At 68.7% G+C, this 16,522-nt stretch carries 16 protein-coding genes; 8 read left to right on the plus strand and 8 right to left on the minus strand.

The window, feature by feature from the left end; genetic code table 11:
• Positions 1 to 30 precede the first annotated feature (30 nt).
• From LWW96_RS12140 to folK, 3 genes are read left to right on the plus strand one after another with little or no spacing between them, the layout of a single operon-like run.
• A complete protein-coding gene (locus LWW96_RS12140) occupies positions 31 to 735 on the plus strand; it encodes an HAD family hydrolase (protein ID WP_291487319.1) in 705 nt (234 codons plus the stop codon).
• Positions 732 to 2,366 carry a polynucleotide adenylyltransferase PcnB gene (pcnB, locus tag LWW96_RS12145; protein ID WP_291487323.1) on the plus strand — a complete coding sequence of 545 codons (1,635 nt, stop codon included), beginning with the start codon at positions 732 to 734 and terminating at the stop codon, positions 2,364 to 2,366. Before LWW96_RS12140 ends, pcnB begins: the two co-directional genes overlap by 4 nt.
• A complete protein-coding gene (folK, locus tag LWW96_RS12150; RefSeq protein ID WP_291487325.1) occupies positions 2,359 to 2,829 on the plus strand; it encodes a 2-amino-4-hydroxy-6-hydroxymethyldihydropteridine diphosphokinase in 471 nt (156 codons plus the stop codon). The genes pcnB and folK overlap by 8 nt, the downstream gene beginning before the upstream one ends.
• 166 nt (positions 2,830 to 2,995) lie before the next feature.
• Here the strand turns inward: folK and LWW96_RS12155 are convergent, their stop codons facing one another.
• Positions 2,996 to 3,817, minus strand: coding sequence for an ankyrin repeat domain-containing protein (locus LWW96_RS12155; protein WP_291487326.1), 822 nt, complete (start codon positions 3,815 to 3,817; stop codon positions 2,996 to 2,998).
• A 234-nt stretch (positions 3,818 to 4,051) separates the two neighbouring features.
• Between LWW96_RS12155 and LWW96_RS12160 the strand changes: the two genes are divergently transcribed.
• From LWW96_RS12160 to LWW96_RS12175, 4 genes are read left to right on the plus strand one after another with little or no spacing between them, the layout of a single operon-like run.
• Complete coding sequence (locus LWW96_RS12160) at positions 4,052 to 5,482, plus strand: hypothetical protein (RefSeq protein WP_291487327.1); 1,431 nt, start codon at positions 4,052 to 4,054, stop codon at positions 5,480 to 5,482.
• Positions 5,479 to 6,261 (plus strand): hypothetical protein, encoded by a 783-nt coding sequence (locus tag LWW96_RS12165; protein ID WP_291487328.1) that lies wholly within the window; start codon positions 5,479 to 5,481, stop codon positions 6,259 to 6,261. Before LWW96_RS12160 ends, LWW96_RS12165 begins: the two co-directional genes overlap by 4 nt.
• Before the next feature lie 37 nt (positions 6,262 to 6,298).
• The gene (locus tag LWW96_RS12170) at positions 6,299 to 6,502 is read left to right on the plus strand and encodes a hypothetical protein (RefSeq protein ID WP_291487329.1); all 204 of its coding nucleotides are present in this window, start codon (positions 6,299 to 6,301) and stop codon (positions 6,500 to 6,502) included.
• A gap of 40 nt (positions 6,503 to 6,542) precedes the next feature.
• Entirely contained in the window at positions 6,543 to 7,688 is a 1,146-nt protein-coding gene (locus LWW96_RS12175; RefSeq protein ID WP_291487331.1) for a hypothetical protein, read from the plus strand.
• 157 nt (positions 7,689 to 7,845) lie between these two features.
• Here LWW96_RS12175 and LWW96_RS12180 read toward each other — a convergent pair whose 3' ends face one another.
• The 4 genes from LWW96_RS12180 to LWW96_RS12195 form a co-directional block, all read right to left on the minus strand.
• Positions 7,846 to 8,829 (minus strand): tripartite tricarboxylate transporter substrate binding protein, encoded by a 984-nt coding sequence (locus tag LWW96_RS12180; RefSeq protein ID WP_291487333.1) that lies wholly within the window; start codon positions 8,827 to 8,829, stop codon positions 7,846 to 7,848.
• 76 nt (positions 8,830 to 8,905) lie between these two features.
• Complete coding sequence (locus tag LWW96_RS12185) at positions 8,906 to 9,577, minus strand: response regulator (RefSeq protein ID WP_291487335.1); 672 nt, start codon at positions 9,575 to 9,577, stop codon at positions 8,906 to 8,908.
• Positions 9,574 to 11,721, minus strand: a complete 2,148-nt coding sequence (locus LWW96_RS12190; RefSeq protein ID WP_291487337.1) for an ATP-binding protein — start codon at positions 11,719 to 11,721, stop codon at positions 9,574 to 9,576. Before LWW96_RS12190 ends, LWW96_RS12185 begins: the two co-directional genes overlap by 4 nt.
• 114 nt (positions 11,722 to 11,835) lie before the next feature.
• Complete coding sequence (locus LWW96_RS12195; protein ID WP_291487339.1) at positions 11,836 to 12,912, minus strand: CDP-6-deoxy-delta-3,4-glucoseen reductase; 1,077 nt, start codon at positions 12,910 to 12,912, stop codon at positions 11,836 to 11,838.
• A gap of 51 nt (positions 12,913 to 12,963) precedes the next feature.
• On the opposite strand from LWW96_RS12195, the gene LWW96_RS12200 reads away from it, so the two are divergent.
• A complete protein-coding gene (locus LWW96_RS12200; protein WP_291487341.1) occupies positions 12,964 to 13,989 on the plus strand; it encodes an NAD-dependent epimerase/dehydratase family protein in 1,026 nt (341 codons plus the stop codon).
• On the opposite strand, the gene LWW96_RS12205 is transcribed toward LWW96_RS12200, so the two are convergent.
• The 3 genes from LWW96_RS12205 to LWW96_RS12215 form a co-directional block, all read right to left on the minus strand.
• Positions 13,911 to 14,645, minus strand: a complete 735-nt coding sequence (locus tag LWW96_RS12205; RefSeq protein WP_291487343.1) for a DUF4124 domain-containing protein — start codon at positions 14,643 to 14,645, stop codon at positions 13,911 to 13,913. The two genes, LWW96_RS12200 and LWW96_RS12205, sit on opposite strands and share 79 nt — an antisense overlap.
• Positions 14,646 to 14,675: 30 nt before the next feature.
• The gene (locus LWW96_RS12210) at positions 14,676 to 15,209 is read right to left on the minus strand and encodes a hypothetical protein (RefSeq protein WP_291487345.1); all 534 of its coding nucleotides are present in this window, start codon (positions 15,207 to 15,209) and stop codon (positions 14,676 to 14,678) included.
• Between the two features lie 293 nt (positions 15,210 to 15,502).
• Positions 15,503 to 16,462: a chemotaxis protein gene (locus LWW96_RS12215; RefSeq protein ID WP_291487347.1), complete on the minus strand. Its 960-nt coding sequence runs from the start codon at positions 16,460 to 16,462 to the stop codon at positions 15,503 to 15,505.
• Positions 16,463 to 16,522 lie beyond the last annotated feature (60 nt).

Below are 16,522 nucleotides of genomic sequence, written 5' to 3' on the forward strand. Positions count from 1 at the left end.
TTCGGCCGTTTTTTTGTTCCTACTGCTTGAATGACCCCTGATCCACGCCCTCTGCGGCTTGCGCTGTTCGACCTGGACCACACGCTGCTGCCCCTGGACTCCGACTACGAATGGGGCGAGTTCACCATCCGCATCGGCTGGAACGACCCTGTCGAGTTCGCGCGCCGCAACGACGAGTTCTATGCCCACTACCAGGCCGGCACGCTGGACGTGCACGACTATGTGCGCTTTGCCACCGAGGCCGTGCGCGAGCGCGGCCCCGAGGCCGCGGCCGCGGCCCATGCGCAGTTCATGCGTGAGGTGATCGGCCCGGCCATCCGCCCGCAGGCACTGGACCTCATCCGCCAGCACCAGGCCGCGGGCGACACGGTGCTCATCGTCACCGCCACCAATGAATTCGTGACCCGCCCCATCGCCCGGGCCCTGGGCGTGGGCGATGAAGCGCTGCTGGCCGTGCAGCTGGTGCGCGACCCGCACACCGGCTGGTACACCGGCGAGATCGACGGCGTGCCCACCATGCGCGAGGGCAAGGTGCGCCGCATGGAGCAGTGGCTGGCCGAGCGCCAGCGCAGCTGGGCCGACGTGCAGAGCACGTTCTACAGCGACTCCATGAACGACGTGCCCCTGCTCGAAAAAGTCAACCACCCCGTGGCCACCAACCCCGACCCGCGCCTGCGCGCGCTGGCCCAGGAGCGCGGCTGGCGCATACTGGACCTGTTCAACACCCACCCATGATCAAGAAGTTCATCGACAAACTGCTGGCCAAGACGACCGGCGCAGGCAGCCGCAAGCCCCGCTTCGGCAAGCGCGAGGAGGTGCCCGCGGCAGTGCACGGCATCAACCCCGAGCTGGTGGACCGCCGCGCCGTGGAGGTCGTGCAGACGCTGCAGCAGGCGGGCTTCGAGGCCTACATCGTGGGCGGCGCCGTGCGCGACCTGCTGCTGGGCCTGCGCCCCAAGGACTTCGACGTGGCCACCAACGCCACGCCCGAGCAGGTCAAGGGGCTGTTCCGCCGCGCCTTCATCATCGGCAAGCGCTTTCGCATCGTGCACGTGGTGCACGGCCGGGGCCGCGAGCACGAGGTGATCGAGGTCTCCACCTTCCGCGCCTACATGGACAACGCTGCGGCCGAGCAGGTCAGCGGCAACGAGAAGACCAGCAAGCACCAGCTTGCCGGCATGCAGCACGCGGTGGACGCCAGCGGCCGCGTGCTGCGCGACAACGTCTGGGGTCCGCAGGACGAGGACGCCACGCGCCGCGACTTCACCGTCAACGCCATGTACTACGACCCGGCCAGCCAGGTGGTGGTGGACTACCACAAGGGCATCCAGGACGCGCGCAAGAAAGTGCTGCGCATGATTGGCGACCCGGCCACCCGCTACCGCGAAGACCCGGTGCGCATCATCCGTGCCGTGCGCTTTGCCGCCAAGCTCAGCGGCCTGGGCTTTGCGCTGGAGCCCAAGACCGCCGCGCCCCTGGTGCAGTCGCAGGCGCTGCTGGCCGACGTGCCGCAAAGCCGCATGTTTGACGAAATGCTCAAGCTGCTGCAGACGGGCCATGCCATCGCCACCATCGAACAGCTGCGCAAGCTGGGCCTGGCCAAGGGCATCTACCCGCTGCTGGACGTGGCGGTGGAACGCGCCGACACGCCGTTCGTAAAAGCCGCGCTGGCCGACACCGACCGCCGCGTGCAGGAGGGCAAGCCCGTGGCGCCCAGCTTCCTGCTGGCCTGCGTGCTGTGGGCCGACGTGCGCGAGGGCTGGGAGGCGCGCCTGGCGCGGCGCGAGCACCCGTTCCCGGCGCTGCAGGAGGCGATTGACGAGGTGTTCGACCGCCGCATCGGCGACGTGTCGGGCCGTGGCAAGCTGGCCGCCGACATGCGCGAGATCTGGGTCATGCAGCCGCGCTTTGAAAAGCGCGTGGGCAGCACCCCGTTTGGCATGGTGCTGCAGCCGCGCTTCCGTGCAGGCTTCGACTTCCTGCGGCTGCGCGCCGACGTGGGGGAAATCAACGAGGCGCTGGCCGAATGGTGGCAGGACTTCCAGGCCGCCGATGACGAGCGCCGTGAAGACCTGATGGACCAGGCCAAGGAAGAGCAGCGCTCGCGCCAAAAGGCGCAGCAGCCCGTGGTCAAGCGCGTGCCGCGCGCCACCCCGGCCGCCGATCCGCGCAGGCTGCCCCGCGGTGAAGACTCCACGGCGGACGCCGGCTCCGGGGCCGGCCCGGCCGATGGTGACGATGCTGAATTCCCCGCTGACAGCGGCGCTCCCAAGAAGCGCCGCCGCCGTCGCCGCAAGCCCGGTGGTGGCGCTGGCGGCAGCGGTGGAGAGGGTGGCGATGCGCCCGGCGTGGCCGCGGATGCCTAACCACACGGCGTACATCGGCCTGGGTGCCAACCTGGGCGACGCGCCCGCGGCCTTGCGTGCCGCCGTGCAGGCCCTGGCCGCGCTGCCAAGCACGCAGCGGCTGCAGTGCTCGGCGCTGTACCGCAGCGCCCCGGTGGACGCCACGGGACCTGATTTCTACAACGCCGTGGTGGCCCTGCGCACCAGCCTGCCACCGCAGGAGCTGCTCGCGGCCCTGCAGTCCATCGAGGCCGCCGCGGGCCGCGAACGCCCCTACCGCAACGCCCCGCGCACGCTAGACCTGGACATCCTGCTCATCGATGACCAGGTCATCCACACCCCCACGCTGACCGTGCCGCACCCGCGCATGCGCGAGCGGGCCTTTGTGCTGCTGCCGCTGGCGGAAATTGCGCCCGCACGGGTGCGCGCCGAGTGGCTGCAGGCCGTGCGCGACCAGCGCATTGAGCGCCTGGAAGCCGTCTGAGGAAATAGCGGGCCATGCCGCCACTCTGCGTGGGGGCGGGGCGGCACACCCCTGGTTTCCATGACTGTTTCGCTATTCTTTTAATAGCTGCCTGCGCTTATTCCATAAGCGCCAGGGGCGAAAATGCTCAGTGGCAGCCTACCCCGGCATTCCCCATCGTTTTTGCTCAGGCGAGTGATGTGAACTCCGGCAGGGTACGCCCTGTCTCCAGCATGGCGATGATGCGATCCACCTGACCGCTCAGGTTCTTTTCCCTTTTGAACTCCTTGGTATGGCGCGCCACATCCAGCAGGGTTTTGTCTTTAGACACCGGCGTGGAGGGGTCTGCGCCCCGCGCCAGCAGCGCACCCACGGCCAGGTCGCTGCCGGAGGTGACCGCCGTCCGCAACGGTGTGAGGCGCAGCGCGCTGGTATCGGGCGTGTTGACGTCGCGTGACAGGCGGATCAGCTCGGGCACATAGCGGTTGTTGCCCATGCAGATGATGTGCAGTATCCGCAAGGAGTCGTCCCAGGGCGCGTCCACGTCGACCACGCCAGCGTCCAGAATGCGCCGGAACAGGGCGTCGGATCGCGCATCCAGCTCGCGCTCATGCAGCTGCGTCAGGCGCAGCACCGGCATGTGGTCCTTGGTGGTGGAGTGGATGGCCGCGCCCAGGTCCAGCGCGGCCATCACGGCCTCGTGGCAGCCGGGCCGCCACAGCGCAGCCACCGTCAGCGGCTCGACCGAACCGTAGGTCTTCTGTGCCACCAGGGCGTTGTGGTACAGCGGCATGCCCGCTTCGGCCAGCAGGTGCACCATCTCCAGGTCATTCCCTTCGACGGCCAGAACCATCGGGTAGGTGTCTTCCCAGCGCTCGCCCTGCCACAGGGCCTTGGGATCGCCGCCGCCCGCCAGCCAGCGGCGCACGGCAGCGTAGTCCCTGGCCTGTACGGCGGCCTGCAGCGCGCGCTGCGAGGTGAGCAGGGCCAATCGTTCGTTTCTTTTCATGGTGATGTGCAGTCCCTTCGAGCAGGCTCTTGGAAGGACCAGGGGCCTGTCGCGTTGTCAGAGCCGCCATTTTGCAAGCGCAACGCCGGTTGGCGGCTGACAACTTGTCCACCGCGAGAGGTCTGGAATGGGCGCATTTCTCCGTATATTCCCTGGGGCCTGAGCCGGCGGCAAAAAGCGTGACTTCACACGCCGCATCACGGGCCGGAAATCGCAATATCCAGGAAGGAAACCATGCTGTTCGCCAGCTTGTGCACGCTGCTGTGGCACGTTGATGAGGGCGGCGCTCGCTGCTACACAGAGACCGACGTTGCCCATGCCTTCACCGAAGGGCGTCTGCAGATCGCGGACCCTCTCCAGTGGCCCGGCACCGGCGGCGCGTGGGGGGATGGCGTGCCAGTGCGGCGCATCGGCCCGGTGGGTGAGACCATGGACTATCGCGTGGGCGAAGGCGATGGGGCGAGGGACTTCCTTCGCTGCGCGAAGGCCTCGTGGTCCGATGGCTGGTTTGTCGCCCACCGCACGGATGCAAACGGCAACCTGTCGGGGTTTGCCTCCCACCCTGCCAGCGGGCGCATGCTCGACTGGCCGCAGTCCCGGCACGTGCATCGCCTGGGCGGGTGCTTCTACACCGGCAATCGGCGTGGCTGGCAGGTCATCGACGACGAAGGGCAGGTGCTGCATGTGCTGCCACGCACGCCTGACGGCGATAGTCCCTTTGAGTTGGTCAATATCTTCATGCTGGGCGGCAGCGTGTACCTGAGCACCGGCGGCGCGGCGGGACAATCGTTCTGGGCTCGGTGCGACGCCGCCACGGGTGCCTTGCAGGGCACGCTGACTTGGCCCCGGGGCTACCCGCGTGGCTGGAGCCAGTTGGGCAACGCATGGTTCTTTGTGGACGAGCACCACCTCTACCGCGCCAACACCGAGGACTTGGTGGCCAGCACTGCGCTGGCCACCTTGCCCGAGGACACCGTAGGCGGCACGCGCTGGCTGTGGTCTGATGGCACCTGCCTGTATCTGGTCTCGGTGGCGGGCCATCACCTGCTGTGTTTTGATGCAGAGGGCCGCCCCGCAGCTCCCGCGCAGCCACTGCCTGAAGGCTGGCGGGCGATGGGCGTGAGCACACCCGTCGAGGGCTGGAGCCAGGTGTGGCTGGTGCCCTCCGACCGGCATGGCGATTGGGGAAGTGCCCAACTGCTCACTTGGCCGCCAGCCTCCGCGGCACTGCCCACGCTGTTCGAGGCAGAACCCGTACAGGCCAGCGAGCCCGAGCCGCTACCCGGGGCCGATGGCCGGCATGGCCTGCGCATCCGCGTGGCCGCACCTTCGGCTGAGCAGGCCGCGCGCCATGGCGCGCACCACCTCATGCGCTGGGCCTTCCATGTGGCGCGCGGCATCATCCAGCGTGGCGCGCGCAGCGACCCGCAGTTCAACGGCGTGTTCGAGCTGGTGTGCACCACCCCGGAGCACATGGCCCCCCGGGGCTTGCCGGTGCGCCATCTGCAGGCCCTGCTGGGCCGCATGCGCGCCACACCCATGGGCTACACCGCCGGCGACGGCAAAGGACTGCTGCACCTGCGCGTGCTGTGGCGTGCTGGTGCCGACGCGCCCGCAGAGTGCGTCTATTCCAGCCTGGACGAAACGGAAAGGAGCTTTTCTTGACGCATGCATTGACCCGGGAGCAGCTGTGGAGTCGCTTGGAGGCGGTCGATTATTTTGATTGGTGTGAGGAGGCGGAACACGCCGCGCTGCGCGCGCTGTTCTTTGACGGAGTGTTGTGGCCGCCAGGGCCGGCGCCCACCTGGATGGCATGCCGCGAGCTGTTCTTTCATCCCGAACAGACACCCGCCCAATGGGCGCGCACCGTGGAGTTGCGGTCGCGCTATGTTGACGATGAGGACGTCGTGCACACATCGCCCCGGCTGGCCGATGAATACCGCGCCGAAGCGCTGTCCATGCTGCTGGCTTCCGACCACCTGTACAGCGGCATGGGCATTCCCGAGCAGCTGGCGTTGCTGGACTGGCTGGGCTGGATGGATGCGCCCCCGTCGGCTGCGGCACTGGATGCCTGGATGTACGGCATCAATGGATGGATCGAGGCCAAGCCCCGGGAACCCTGGCTGCTGGCCGATGCCGACGACAGCCGCCACGCGCACGCCCTGCCATGGCTTTACTGCACGCTGGATGCGTCGCCGCTGGTGATGCAGGGCCGCTGGATGGCCTCCACGCAGGACGGCTGGTGCTACGAGCGCTTTCCACGCAATTTTCTCGGCTCTTTGCAATCACTGATGCGCATGGCCGAGAAAGGCAAGGTGCCGCACCGGCCGGGTACCGACCCCGGTCTGCGGCAGGATTTTTTGCGCCAGCTGCGTGACGATCTGGTGGCCGACGCGGTGCCCGTATTGCTGCAGCAAGTCTGGGCGATGACCCGAAAGGCCTGATGGACATGGAACGGGTGACGTCACCCCAAGGAACACCATGCTGATCAACATCGTCGGCAACTTCACTTTCGAGCAGCGCGGGGATGCGTTGTTCATTGGCACCGAAGAATCGGCGGCGCTGATCTGCAACGGCCACGCCCGGCTGGTGCCCCCGGGGCCGACCTTCCTGCGTTTCAGCCGCGCACGGCTTGCGCCGCTGGCAATGACCTGGACCCTCCACGAGACCCTGTGCAAAAAGTAGCCCCTGGCGCTTGCGAGAGGGCGCAGCGACGCTGATTTCAATGACCCAAACGTCCCAAACCATTGCTGCCATCCTCAAAAAGGCAGGCATCGCCTTTCAGCCCCTGCCCCAAGATTGGGACAGCTCCCACCTGGGCCAGATCTTCCATCACCTGGTGCCTGAGCGGATCTGCGAATTTGACCCCAAGTGCATCGCCGAGGCGGGCGACTACGTGGGGGTGCTCCAGGAATTCGCACAGGCCACCCAGGGAGAGTTCGCCCCCGAAAGCCCGCGGGCCGAGGGGAGCGCCGGCGGCAAGGTGGTGCTGGAGTTCTTGCATGCCGGAAAGGCCATTCGCTTCCAATTCACGCAGGAAGGCCGCTGGGTGGCCGACGGCTTTTACGAGCAACTGCGCAAGTTCTGCAAGAAGCACCTCAGCGGCAGCTACCTGAGCGTGGGCAGCGACTGGGCCACCGAGGTCTACCTGCCGCACAAGGTGGTTGCGCAGATCCAGAAGAAGACGCGCACCTTCGACAGCGTCGAGGCGCTGGTGCAGTTCGTGGTGGAAGGCGCGTCCCAGGGCGACCTGATCAAGGCGGGAGAGAGCCTGCCCTGGCAGCTGAAGGCGGGCTACACCCGCGACGGAGACAGCCTGCTGACCGCGCTGCTCAAGTCTGGCGCGGACATGGACCGATGCATGGCGGCCTATGAGTTGCTCGGCGCTCCGGCACTGCCCAGCCGCTATGGCGAATCGCCCCTGGAACTGGCGCAGCGCCTGCGGGGGGTGGATCTGAGAGGCGAGTACGGCGGCGAGCCCAAAGCCACGCTGGGCTATGCCGAAATCCGCGAGAAGTGGAGCCAGCGGCTCTGGCACAGCTATCGCCCCGAGTACATGCGCATCGTCGATGCGCTGGAGGCGGACCTCGCATCCATGCGCTTCTCCGAAGCCGGCAATTTGTACGGCATCGCCATGTGCCACGCGCCGCTGCTGGACTGCGGGGCCGAAGTCGCGCAAGTGCACTATTACGAATACAACGGCGCCTACACCCTGAATTTGCTCACCCAGGGACCTGGAGGCGGCGCCCTGCACCTGCAGGTGCCCCTGGACCAGGTCGACACGGTGATCGACCTGCTGCGCCGCTATTGCCGCCGCACCTTGTGGGCAACGCCCGGGCACGACGGCGCCTGGCTAGCCGCTCAAAAATAGCCTGCGGACACGGGCGCAAAGCCGGCGCGCGGCGAGCGACACGGGGATGTCGCTCGGCTGGCTCAGGCGGCGAGCACCCGTTGAAAGAGTGCTATGAAAAAAATAGCTGCTTGCGCTTTATGGGAGCGCGCTAGAGGCCGATTGGGCTTGGATTTTTTTAATCCACCTTCGCGCCCGACGCCTTCACCACCTGCTGGTACTTGGCGCGCTCGGCCGCCATGAAGCTGTCGAACTGCGCGGGCGTCGAGGCCACCGGTTCGGCCAGCAGGGCGGCGAAGCGGGTCTTGGTTTCGGGGGCGTTCAGCGCCGCGACGAAGGCCTTGTTCAGCTTTTCGATCACCGGCTTGGGCGTGGCGGCCGGCGCCACCAGGCCCCACCAGGTGTCGATGGAAAAGCCCTTGAACGTGGCGGACAGCGGCGGCACGCCGGGCAGTGAGGGCGAGGCGTCGAGCGAGGTGACGGCCAGGGCCTTGAGCTTGCCGGCACGGATGTTGGGCGCGGCGGCGGCCAGGTTGTCGATGTTGAAATCCACCTCGCCCGCCAGCAGGGCCAGCTGCGCGGGGTTGGCGCCGCGGTACGGGATGTGCAGCGCGAAGATGCCGGCGCGCTGCTTGAACATTTCGCCCGCCAGGTGCCCGGCGCTGCCGTTGCCGCCGCTGCCGTAGTTGAGCTTGGCGGGGTTGGCCTTGGCGTAGGCGATCAGGTCGGCCACGGTGTGGATCTTGAGCTGCTCGGCCTTGGCCGCGTTCATGACCAGCACGTTGGGCACGCGCACCATCTGTGTGATGCCCGCGAAGTCCTTGCCCGCGTCATACGGCATCTTGGCGTACAGCCAGGGGTTGACCGCGTGCGTGGCGGTGGCGGCGATGCCGATGGTCAGGCCGTCCGGGGCGGCCTTGGCAATCGCGTCGGCGCCAATGTTGCCGCCCGCGCCGCCCTTGTTGTCGATGATGACCGTGCCCAGAGACTCCCGCACCCGCTCGGCCAGCGCACGGGCCGTCACGTCGATGGGGCCGCCCGGGGCGTAGGGCACGATCAGGCGGATCGGCTGCCCCGATTCCTGCGCCAACGCGGCAGGGGAGGAAAAAGCCGCTGCGGTGGCTGCGGCGCCGGCAAGGAGGAGGATGTTTCTGCGGTTCATGGCTGCATTGTGCAAAAAAATCGTAAGAAGGCTTACGAAAACCCTGTAACAGGCGGGCGGGATTCGTTGCGCAGGATCAGGGCGCGCGCAGTGGGTCGTCCGGCCGGCCCAGGCCTTCCACCAGCAGACCCAGTTCGTGGGACGAGCGAATGTCCAGCTTCAGGAAGATGGCCGAGCGGTGCGTGTCCACGGTGCGGGGGTCGATGGGGCGTTCGGGGTTGCGCAGCGCCAGCGTGCGGGCGGCTTCCTTGCTGCTCACGCCAGTGGCCAGCACCCGGGCGACTTCCTGCTGGCGGGGGCTCAGGCTGTTCCAGCGCTCCAGCAGCAGCTTGTGCCGCTGGGTGCGCTCGGCCAGCGCGTGCGACAGCTGGGCGGCCTTGGTCACGGCGGCGAGCAGCGTGGCTTCGTCGCAGGGCTTTTCCAGCCAGTCCACCGCGCCCTGTTTCACGGCGGCCACGGCGGAGGCGACCTCGCCATGGGCCGACAGGAACACGGTCTTGAGCACGGTGCCGCGCTGCTGCAGGGCTTCAAACACCTGCAGGCCGCTCATGCCGTCCATGCGCAGGTCCAGCAGCACGCAGCCCGGGTGGTCCAGGTCAGCTTGCGCGAGGAACTCCGCGCCGCTGGCCAGCGGATGGGCGTCGTGCCCGCCCGCCAGCAGCAGGGCCGCCAGCGAGTGGCGCACGCCCTCGTCATCGTCAACGATGTAGACGCGCAGGGGTTCGGGGGGCAGGTGGCTGTCGGTCATGGCGAGGAAGCAAGGCTGGGAAGCCGGATTTCAAACACCGCGCCACCTCCGTCCCGGTTGCGGGCCAGCAGTTCGCCGCCCATGCTTTCCACGATGGAGCGGCAGATGTTCAGGCCCAGGCCCAGGCCGTCGGAGCGAGTGGTGAAGAACGGCTCGAAGAGGCGTTCGGCGATTTCGGGCGGCAGGCCCGGGCCCCGGTCCAGCACCTGCAGGGATGCGCGGCCGGCCTCGGTGGCCGTGCGCAGGAGCAGTTCGCGCCCCGGGGCGGGCGGCTGCTGCGACTGCATGGCCTGCAGCGCGTTGAGCCCCAGGTTCAGCACCACCTGCTCCAGCAGCACCCGGTCGGCGCTGACGCGCACGGGTTCGGCGGCCAGCGCCAGCCGCACGGGCACGCCGTGGCGCCGGGCCTCGGCCCGCAGGAGCAGGCTGAGCGATTGCTCCACGGTGGCATTGAGGTCGCAGGGTTCGCGGGACGCGGGCTGCTGGCGCACCCAGTGGCGGATGCGGCCCACGATGTCGGCCGCGCGCAAAGCCTGGGCCGAGAGGGCGGCCAGCGTGTCCTGCAGCAGCTGTGGCTGCGCCTGCACGGACACGGCACGGGCCGCCGCCGCGTAGTTGACCAGCGCGGCCAGGGGCTGGTTGAGCTCGTGCGCCAGGGTGGAGGCCATCTCGCCCACGGTGATCACCCGCTGCACCCGCTGCAGCTGGGCCTCGCGCTGCTGCTGCAGTTCCTCGGCGCGCTTTTGCGCGGTGATGTCCACCACCGAACTCATCCAGCCAATGTGCTGGCCGTGTCCGTCGATGAGGCGGGCGGTGTAGAACATCGTGTACACGTCCGAGCCATTGCGGTGCCGCAGCCGGTTCTCCCGGCCCTGCGGCGAGGCCTTGCCGGCCTGCACGGTGTCCACATCGCTCCAGTGCCGCTCCAGGTCGTCAGGATGCCAGTAGGGATAGGGCGGCAGGCAGCCGATGAGTTCGGCCGCCGTGTAGCCCACCATCTCGCACATCGCGGCGTTCACGTAGACGATGCGGCCCTCCAGGTCGCGCGCGCGCATGCCCACCAGCAGCGAATCTTCCATCGACTGCCGGAACGCGTGGGCTTGCTGCAGCGCGTGGGTGCGCTCCTGCACGCGCTGCTCCAGCTCGATGCGGGCCTGCCGGTTTTCCTGCAGGCGCCGCTCGCGCAGCTGCCAGTAGAGCGCGCCGAGCACCAGCAGCCCCGAGGCCAGGCTGGCCAGCGCCCAGGCCTGCTGCTGCGCCGCCGCGACGGCCCGGCTGTCGGCTGTGAGGGTCAATGTCCAGCCCAGGTCGGGCAGCGGCTCTTCCAGCGCCAGGTAGCGCTTGCCGCTGGGCGCCAGGGTGATTTCGCCACCTGGCGGGTCTTGCTGCGGTTGGGTCTTCCAGGGGACGGGCTGCGGCGTCCACTGCGGGCCGTACTGCTCGTCAAACTGCACCTGGCGCACGGCCTGGCCGGGCACGGGGCGGGTGGTCTTGTAGAGCCAGGCGGGCACGGAGCCCAGGAAGACGATGCCCCGCGCGTCCGTCACGAAGATCGGATCGCGCAGCTGGGTCCAGGTGTCGACGATCGGCTGCATCCGCACCTTCACCGCCACCACGCCCACGACCTTGCCGTTCTCCACCACCGGCGCCGAGGCGAAAAGCCCCGGCTCTCCGGTCGTCTTGCCCACGCCGTAGAAGCGGCCGGACTGCCCCTGCATCGCGTCACGGAAATAGGGGCGGTTGTGGTAGTTCTGGTGGACGAAGCTGGCGGGCGTGTTCCAGTTGCTCGACGCCACCGTGAGCCCGCTGGTGTCCATGACGTACAAGGTGTCGGAGCCCGCGTTGGCATTGACGGTTTCCAGGTACGCATTGGCGGCGCTGCGCAGCAGCTCGGCACGGGGGTTGTGCAGCAGCGTGGCAATGAGCGGCTGCTGGGCGGCGGTGAACGGCAGGTAGCTGTAGCGGGTGGCCACGCCGCGCAGCGCCAGGGCCTGGACTTCGCCCGAGCGGCGCAGGTTGTCCCACTGGTTGTCGAGCTCGCTGCGGGCGGCCCATTCGCCTGCGCCAAGCACCAGTGCCACGGCCACGCCCAGCACCGCAGCCATCGGGCCCGCGCCCCGCAGGGCCTGGCGCAGCCGGGTCATGCCAGCGTTCCGCCTTGCTGTGCGTCATCCGCACCAGTGGAAACTGGCGCGAACCCGGCCTGGACGACCCGAAGAGTCGCCGCCTCAGGTGGCGGCATGGAAGCCCGCAGGGCCTCAGGGGGGTGTCCCATGCTTGTCGGCCTCGGAAGTGAACGAGTCCGCGTAGAACTCTTCGGGCGGCAGGCCGCGCTGTGCGCTGTAGGCGGTGCGGGCGGAGTCCACCACGATGGGCGCGCCGCAGGCGTACACCTGGTGGCCCGACAGGTCCGCGAAGTCGTCCAGCACCGCCTGGTGCACAAAGCCGGTGCGGCCGGTCCAGCCGTCCTCGGGCAGGGCGTTGGACACCACCGGCACGTAGCGCAGGTGGGGCATGTCGGCGGCGCGGGCCTGCAGCCAGTCGTGCATGTACAGGTCCGCGGGCCGCCGCCCGCCCCAGTACAGCGCCGTGGGGCGCGCGATGCCCTTGAACTGCATGTGCTCGATGAGTGCCTTGATGGGCGCGAAGCCCGTGCCGGAGGCCAGCAGGATGATGGGCTTGTCGGTGTCTTCGCGCAGGAAGAAGCTGCCAAACGGCCCTTCCACCCGCAGGATTTCCTTTTCCTTCATGGCGCCAAACACATGGTCCGTGAACTTGCCGCCCGGCATGTGGCGGATGTGCAGTTCCAGCCCCGGCGCCTCCGTCTGGGTGTGGGGGGCGTTGGCCATGGAGTAGGCGCGGCGTGCGCCGTCGCGCAGGATGAACTCCACATACTGCCCCGCGTGGTAGCGGAAGGTGTCGGCCGCCGGCAGTTGCAGGCGCACCTGCATCACGTCGTGCGAGACACGGGTGAGCGAGGCCACCCGCACGGGCATCTTCTTGACGGGATAGGCGCTTTCATCCGTCACCTGGCGCGACTCCAGCACCACGTCGGACAGCGGCTGCGCGCAGCAGGTCAGCACCAGCCCGGCGGCCTCCTCGTCGGCGGACAGGGCCTTGGACTGGTGGGCGGTGTGCAGCACGGTGCCGCTGAGCTTCTTGCACTTGCACGAGCCGCAGGCGCCGTCCTTGCAGCCGTACGGAAGCCCCACGCCATTGCGGATGGCGGCGGCCAGGAGGGCTTCGCCCGCCCCGGCGCTGAACGAGCGGCCGCTGGGCTGCACGGTGATCTGGAACGCTGCGGTGGTGGCGGTGGCAGCCTCGGCGCTGGTCATGTTGTGGGTATCCTTGGAGTCGTCTATCAAAACAAGCAAACGGACCCGATTTTGCCCTCAATCGCCACCCCCCTCGGAGCCCTGCCCGCGCGCTTTCGCCGTGAACGCCTGCTGATCGTGGGGTGCGGTGACGTGGGTCAACGCGTGCTGCGCCTCCTGCAATCCGGGCCGGGCGCGGGCCGCCTGCAGGTGCTGGCGCTGACCTCCAGCGCGCAGCGCAGGCCGCAGCTGCGCGCCCAGGGCGCGCGGCCGCTGGTGGGCAATCTTGACGATGCCAGCACGCTGCGCAGGCTCTCGGGCGTGGCCACCCGGGTGCTGCATCTGGCGCCACCGCCGGGCGAGGGCGCCGGGGGCAGCGCGTGGTGGCTGGATCCGCGCACCGTGGCGCTGGCGCGGGCGCTGCGCCTGCGCAGCCTGCCGCTATCGCTGGCGTATGCCTCCACCAGCGGCGTGTACGGCGACTGCCAGGGGGCCTGGGTGCCGGAAACCCGGGCCGTGGCGCCCGCCACGCCCCGGGCCCAGCGCCGCGTGAATGCCGAGGCCGCCGTGCGGCACCTGGGCCGCGCAGGCGTGCGCGCCAGCGTGCTGCGCATTCCCGGCATCTATGCGCCCGACCGCGAAGGCGGCACGCCCGAGGCGCGCCTGCGCCGTGGCACGCCCGTGCTGACCGCCGAGGATGACGTGTTCACGAACCACATCCACGCGGACGACCTGGCCCGTGCCTGCCTGGCCGCACTGTGGCGCGGCCGGCCGCAGCGGGCGTACAACGTCAGCGACGCCACCGAGCTGAAGATGGGCGACTATTTCGATCTGGCGGCGGACTTGTACGGGCTGCCCCGGCCGCCCCGGGTGCCGCGCAGCGAGGCGCACCGCCAGCTGTCGCTGATGCTGCTGAGCTTCATGAGCGAATCACGCCGGCTGGACACCCGGCGGCTGCAGCAGGAGCTGCGCGTGCCCCTGCGCTACCCCACCGTGCGAGAAGGCCTGTCGAGCGCGGCTCAGCAGGGGGCCTGCCCGCCGTTGGAGCGGCACACGCCACCAGGGCCGGGGAACCGCCCCGGGCCCGTGCGGGGGTAGGTGTTGCCCTGGTTGTCGGTGCATCGGAAGTCCCCGCATTCGACCAGGCGCGGCGGGGCAGGGCGCGGGCCCGGCGGCGGAAACGCTTCGGGAAACAGCGGCGAACGCCGCGACGGGGGCACGACCACCACCCGCGGCTGCAGGGCGCGGGCCTTTTCGACCTCGGCATAGCCTTGCGGTCCCAGGCAGTCCAGGTCCATCTGCCGCTGGGCGGCTTCCAGGCGCTGCTGCTGCTCGTAGGTGGAGCGTGACGAGTCCGCCGCCAGCAAGTCCAGGTTGCGCCGCGACCGGGCGCACTCCGGCGAGCGGGCGTAGTCCTGGGCTGCGGGCGTGGCTGCGGCACGTGCCCGCTCGGCATCCCGGCGGGCCTGGGCGTCTGCGGCCGCGGTTTCGGCCTGCAGCCGTTCCTGCTTGCGCTCCAGGGCCTGCGCCGCCAGCTCACGTTCCTGCTGGACTTCTTCGGGCGTCTTGCGGGCTTCCACCTCGTGCGCGGCGGCCCCGGCCGCGCACTGGCCGTCGGTGTAAGTCACCTTGCCGGTGCGCGCATCGGTGCAGCGCACCACCTGGGCGTGGCCGGCGGCCGGCAGGGCGGCCAGCGTGCAGGCCAGCAGGCCTGCGGACGCAACAAGCCAGCGGCGTGGCAACGGTGTGCGCATCTCCCTCGTCTCCTCCGGCGGCGGGCCGGATCAGGGCTTGTCCGGGCTGTTGGATTGCTGGCGCGAACGCCAGTCGTAGGGGCTGGGCGTGTAGCTGTCGGGCGCGAGGCGGCCGGGCCGGTTGTCGCGCTGGAACCGGTCCCGCTCGGCCTGCTCGCGCAAAGCCTGGGCGCGGTCGCGCTGGCGCCGTTCGGCCTCGCGTGCCTCCTGGTCCCGGCGCGCGCGGTCGCGGTCCCGGGCTTCCCGTTCACGCTCGCGTTCCCGGGCCTGGCGCTCCCGTTCCCGTTCCCAGCGTTCGCGTTCGCGCCAGTCGTTGCGGTTGCGGTCGCGTTCCCAGCGGTCGTCTCCCCGGTCACGTCCGCCAAAGTAAATGGTGGCCGGCGGCGGGGCGCCGTAGACGGGCGGAGCGGAGTACACCGGGGGAGCGTTGTAGATGTAGCCCGGCTGCTCGTACACCTGGTACGGCGCGGGCTCGTAGTAGGCGTCGCCCGGCACGGTGGCGCAACCTGTGACGGCGGTGCCCAGGGCCGCGATGGCGAGAAGGCGGGCGATAAGAGTGTTCATGCGGGTAAGACCTCGGCAGAGCGCGGGCTGTTCCAACCCGTGCGTAAAGCCCGCGAAAAGCACGCCGGCAGGGCGTTACATCTTTCTGGGCAGGCTGGTCTTCACTGTAGCGCCCCACCGGGCGTTTTGGTTGACCTGCAGGCCGATCGCCGCAGTAGGACAGCGCCCCGCGCGCATGCCGAACCGCCCCGTCTGGGGGGCGGCCACGCATGCAAATGCTATTAAATTAATAGCTGCTTGCGCTAGATGGATAAGGCCTGGGTGGCATTTGCAGGCCTGATCCAGCGGCCGGCTTACTTGGGCAGCACGCGGCGGATGGTGTCCGCCAGGTCTTCGGCGACAAACTTGGCCACGTAGCCATCGGCGCCCACGCTGCGCACATGGTCCTCGTTGGCCGAGCCCGACAGGGACGAGTGGATGACCACCGGCAGCCCCTGGAAGCGGGCGTCCTGCTTGATGTTGCGCGTGAGGGTGAAGCCGTCCATCTCGGGCATTTCCAGGTCGGTCAGCACCATGGCCACGCGGTCGAGCACGGTCTTGCCCTCGGCCTCGGCGCTCTTGGCGATGGCGTTGAGGCGGTCCCAGGCTTCCTTGCCGGATTTCACCATCTCGTACGGGGCGTTCAGCACCTTGAGCTCCTGCTCGATCAGCGAGCGGGCCACGAACGAGTCGTCGGCCGCCAGCACGATACAGCCGGGCTTGAGCTTGAGCTTGGCGCCCACCTTTTCCTCGGTGACTTCGTGGCCGTCCGAGGGGGACACCATCTGCAGGATGGCTTCCACATCCAGCACCTGGGCCAGCCGCGACTCGTCGGTGTTGCCATCCAGCCGGGCAATGCTGGTGACCAGCTTGCCCTTCGCGCCGCTGGTCTCGGCCGACAGCACCTGCTTCCAGTCCAGCCGCACGATGTCTTCCACCGATTCCACCGCGAAAGCCTGCGTGGTGCGGGCGTATTCCGTCACCAGCATGATGTTCAGGCCGGTCTGGGGCTTGCAGCCCACGATGGAGGGCAGGTCCAGCACGGGGATCACCTGCCCGCGCAGGTTGACCACCCCCAGCGAGTGGGGCATGGTGCCCGCGATGGGGGTGATGCTGGGCATCGCCACGATCTCGCGGATCTTGAACACGTTGATGCCAAACAGCTCGGACTTGCCCAGGGCGTTGTCCGTACCCAGGCGAAACAGCAGCAGCTCGAACTTGTTGGTGCTGGTGAGATTGGTCCGCTCGTCGATGTCCTGCTGCACTGCTTTCATGGTGAATCCTTCGCGCCTGAAAAAAAGATACGCGTGTTTACAAATTTTAGGTTGAGAACG

It is taken from the genome of Acidovorax sp. (genome assembly GCF_021287135.1).
GTDB lineage: Bacteria > Pseudomonadota > Gammaproteobacteria > Burkholderiales > Burkholderiaceae_C > Acidovorax.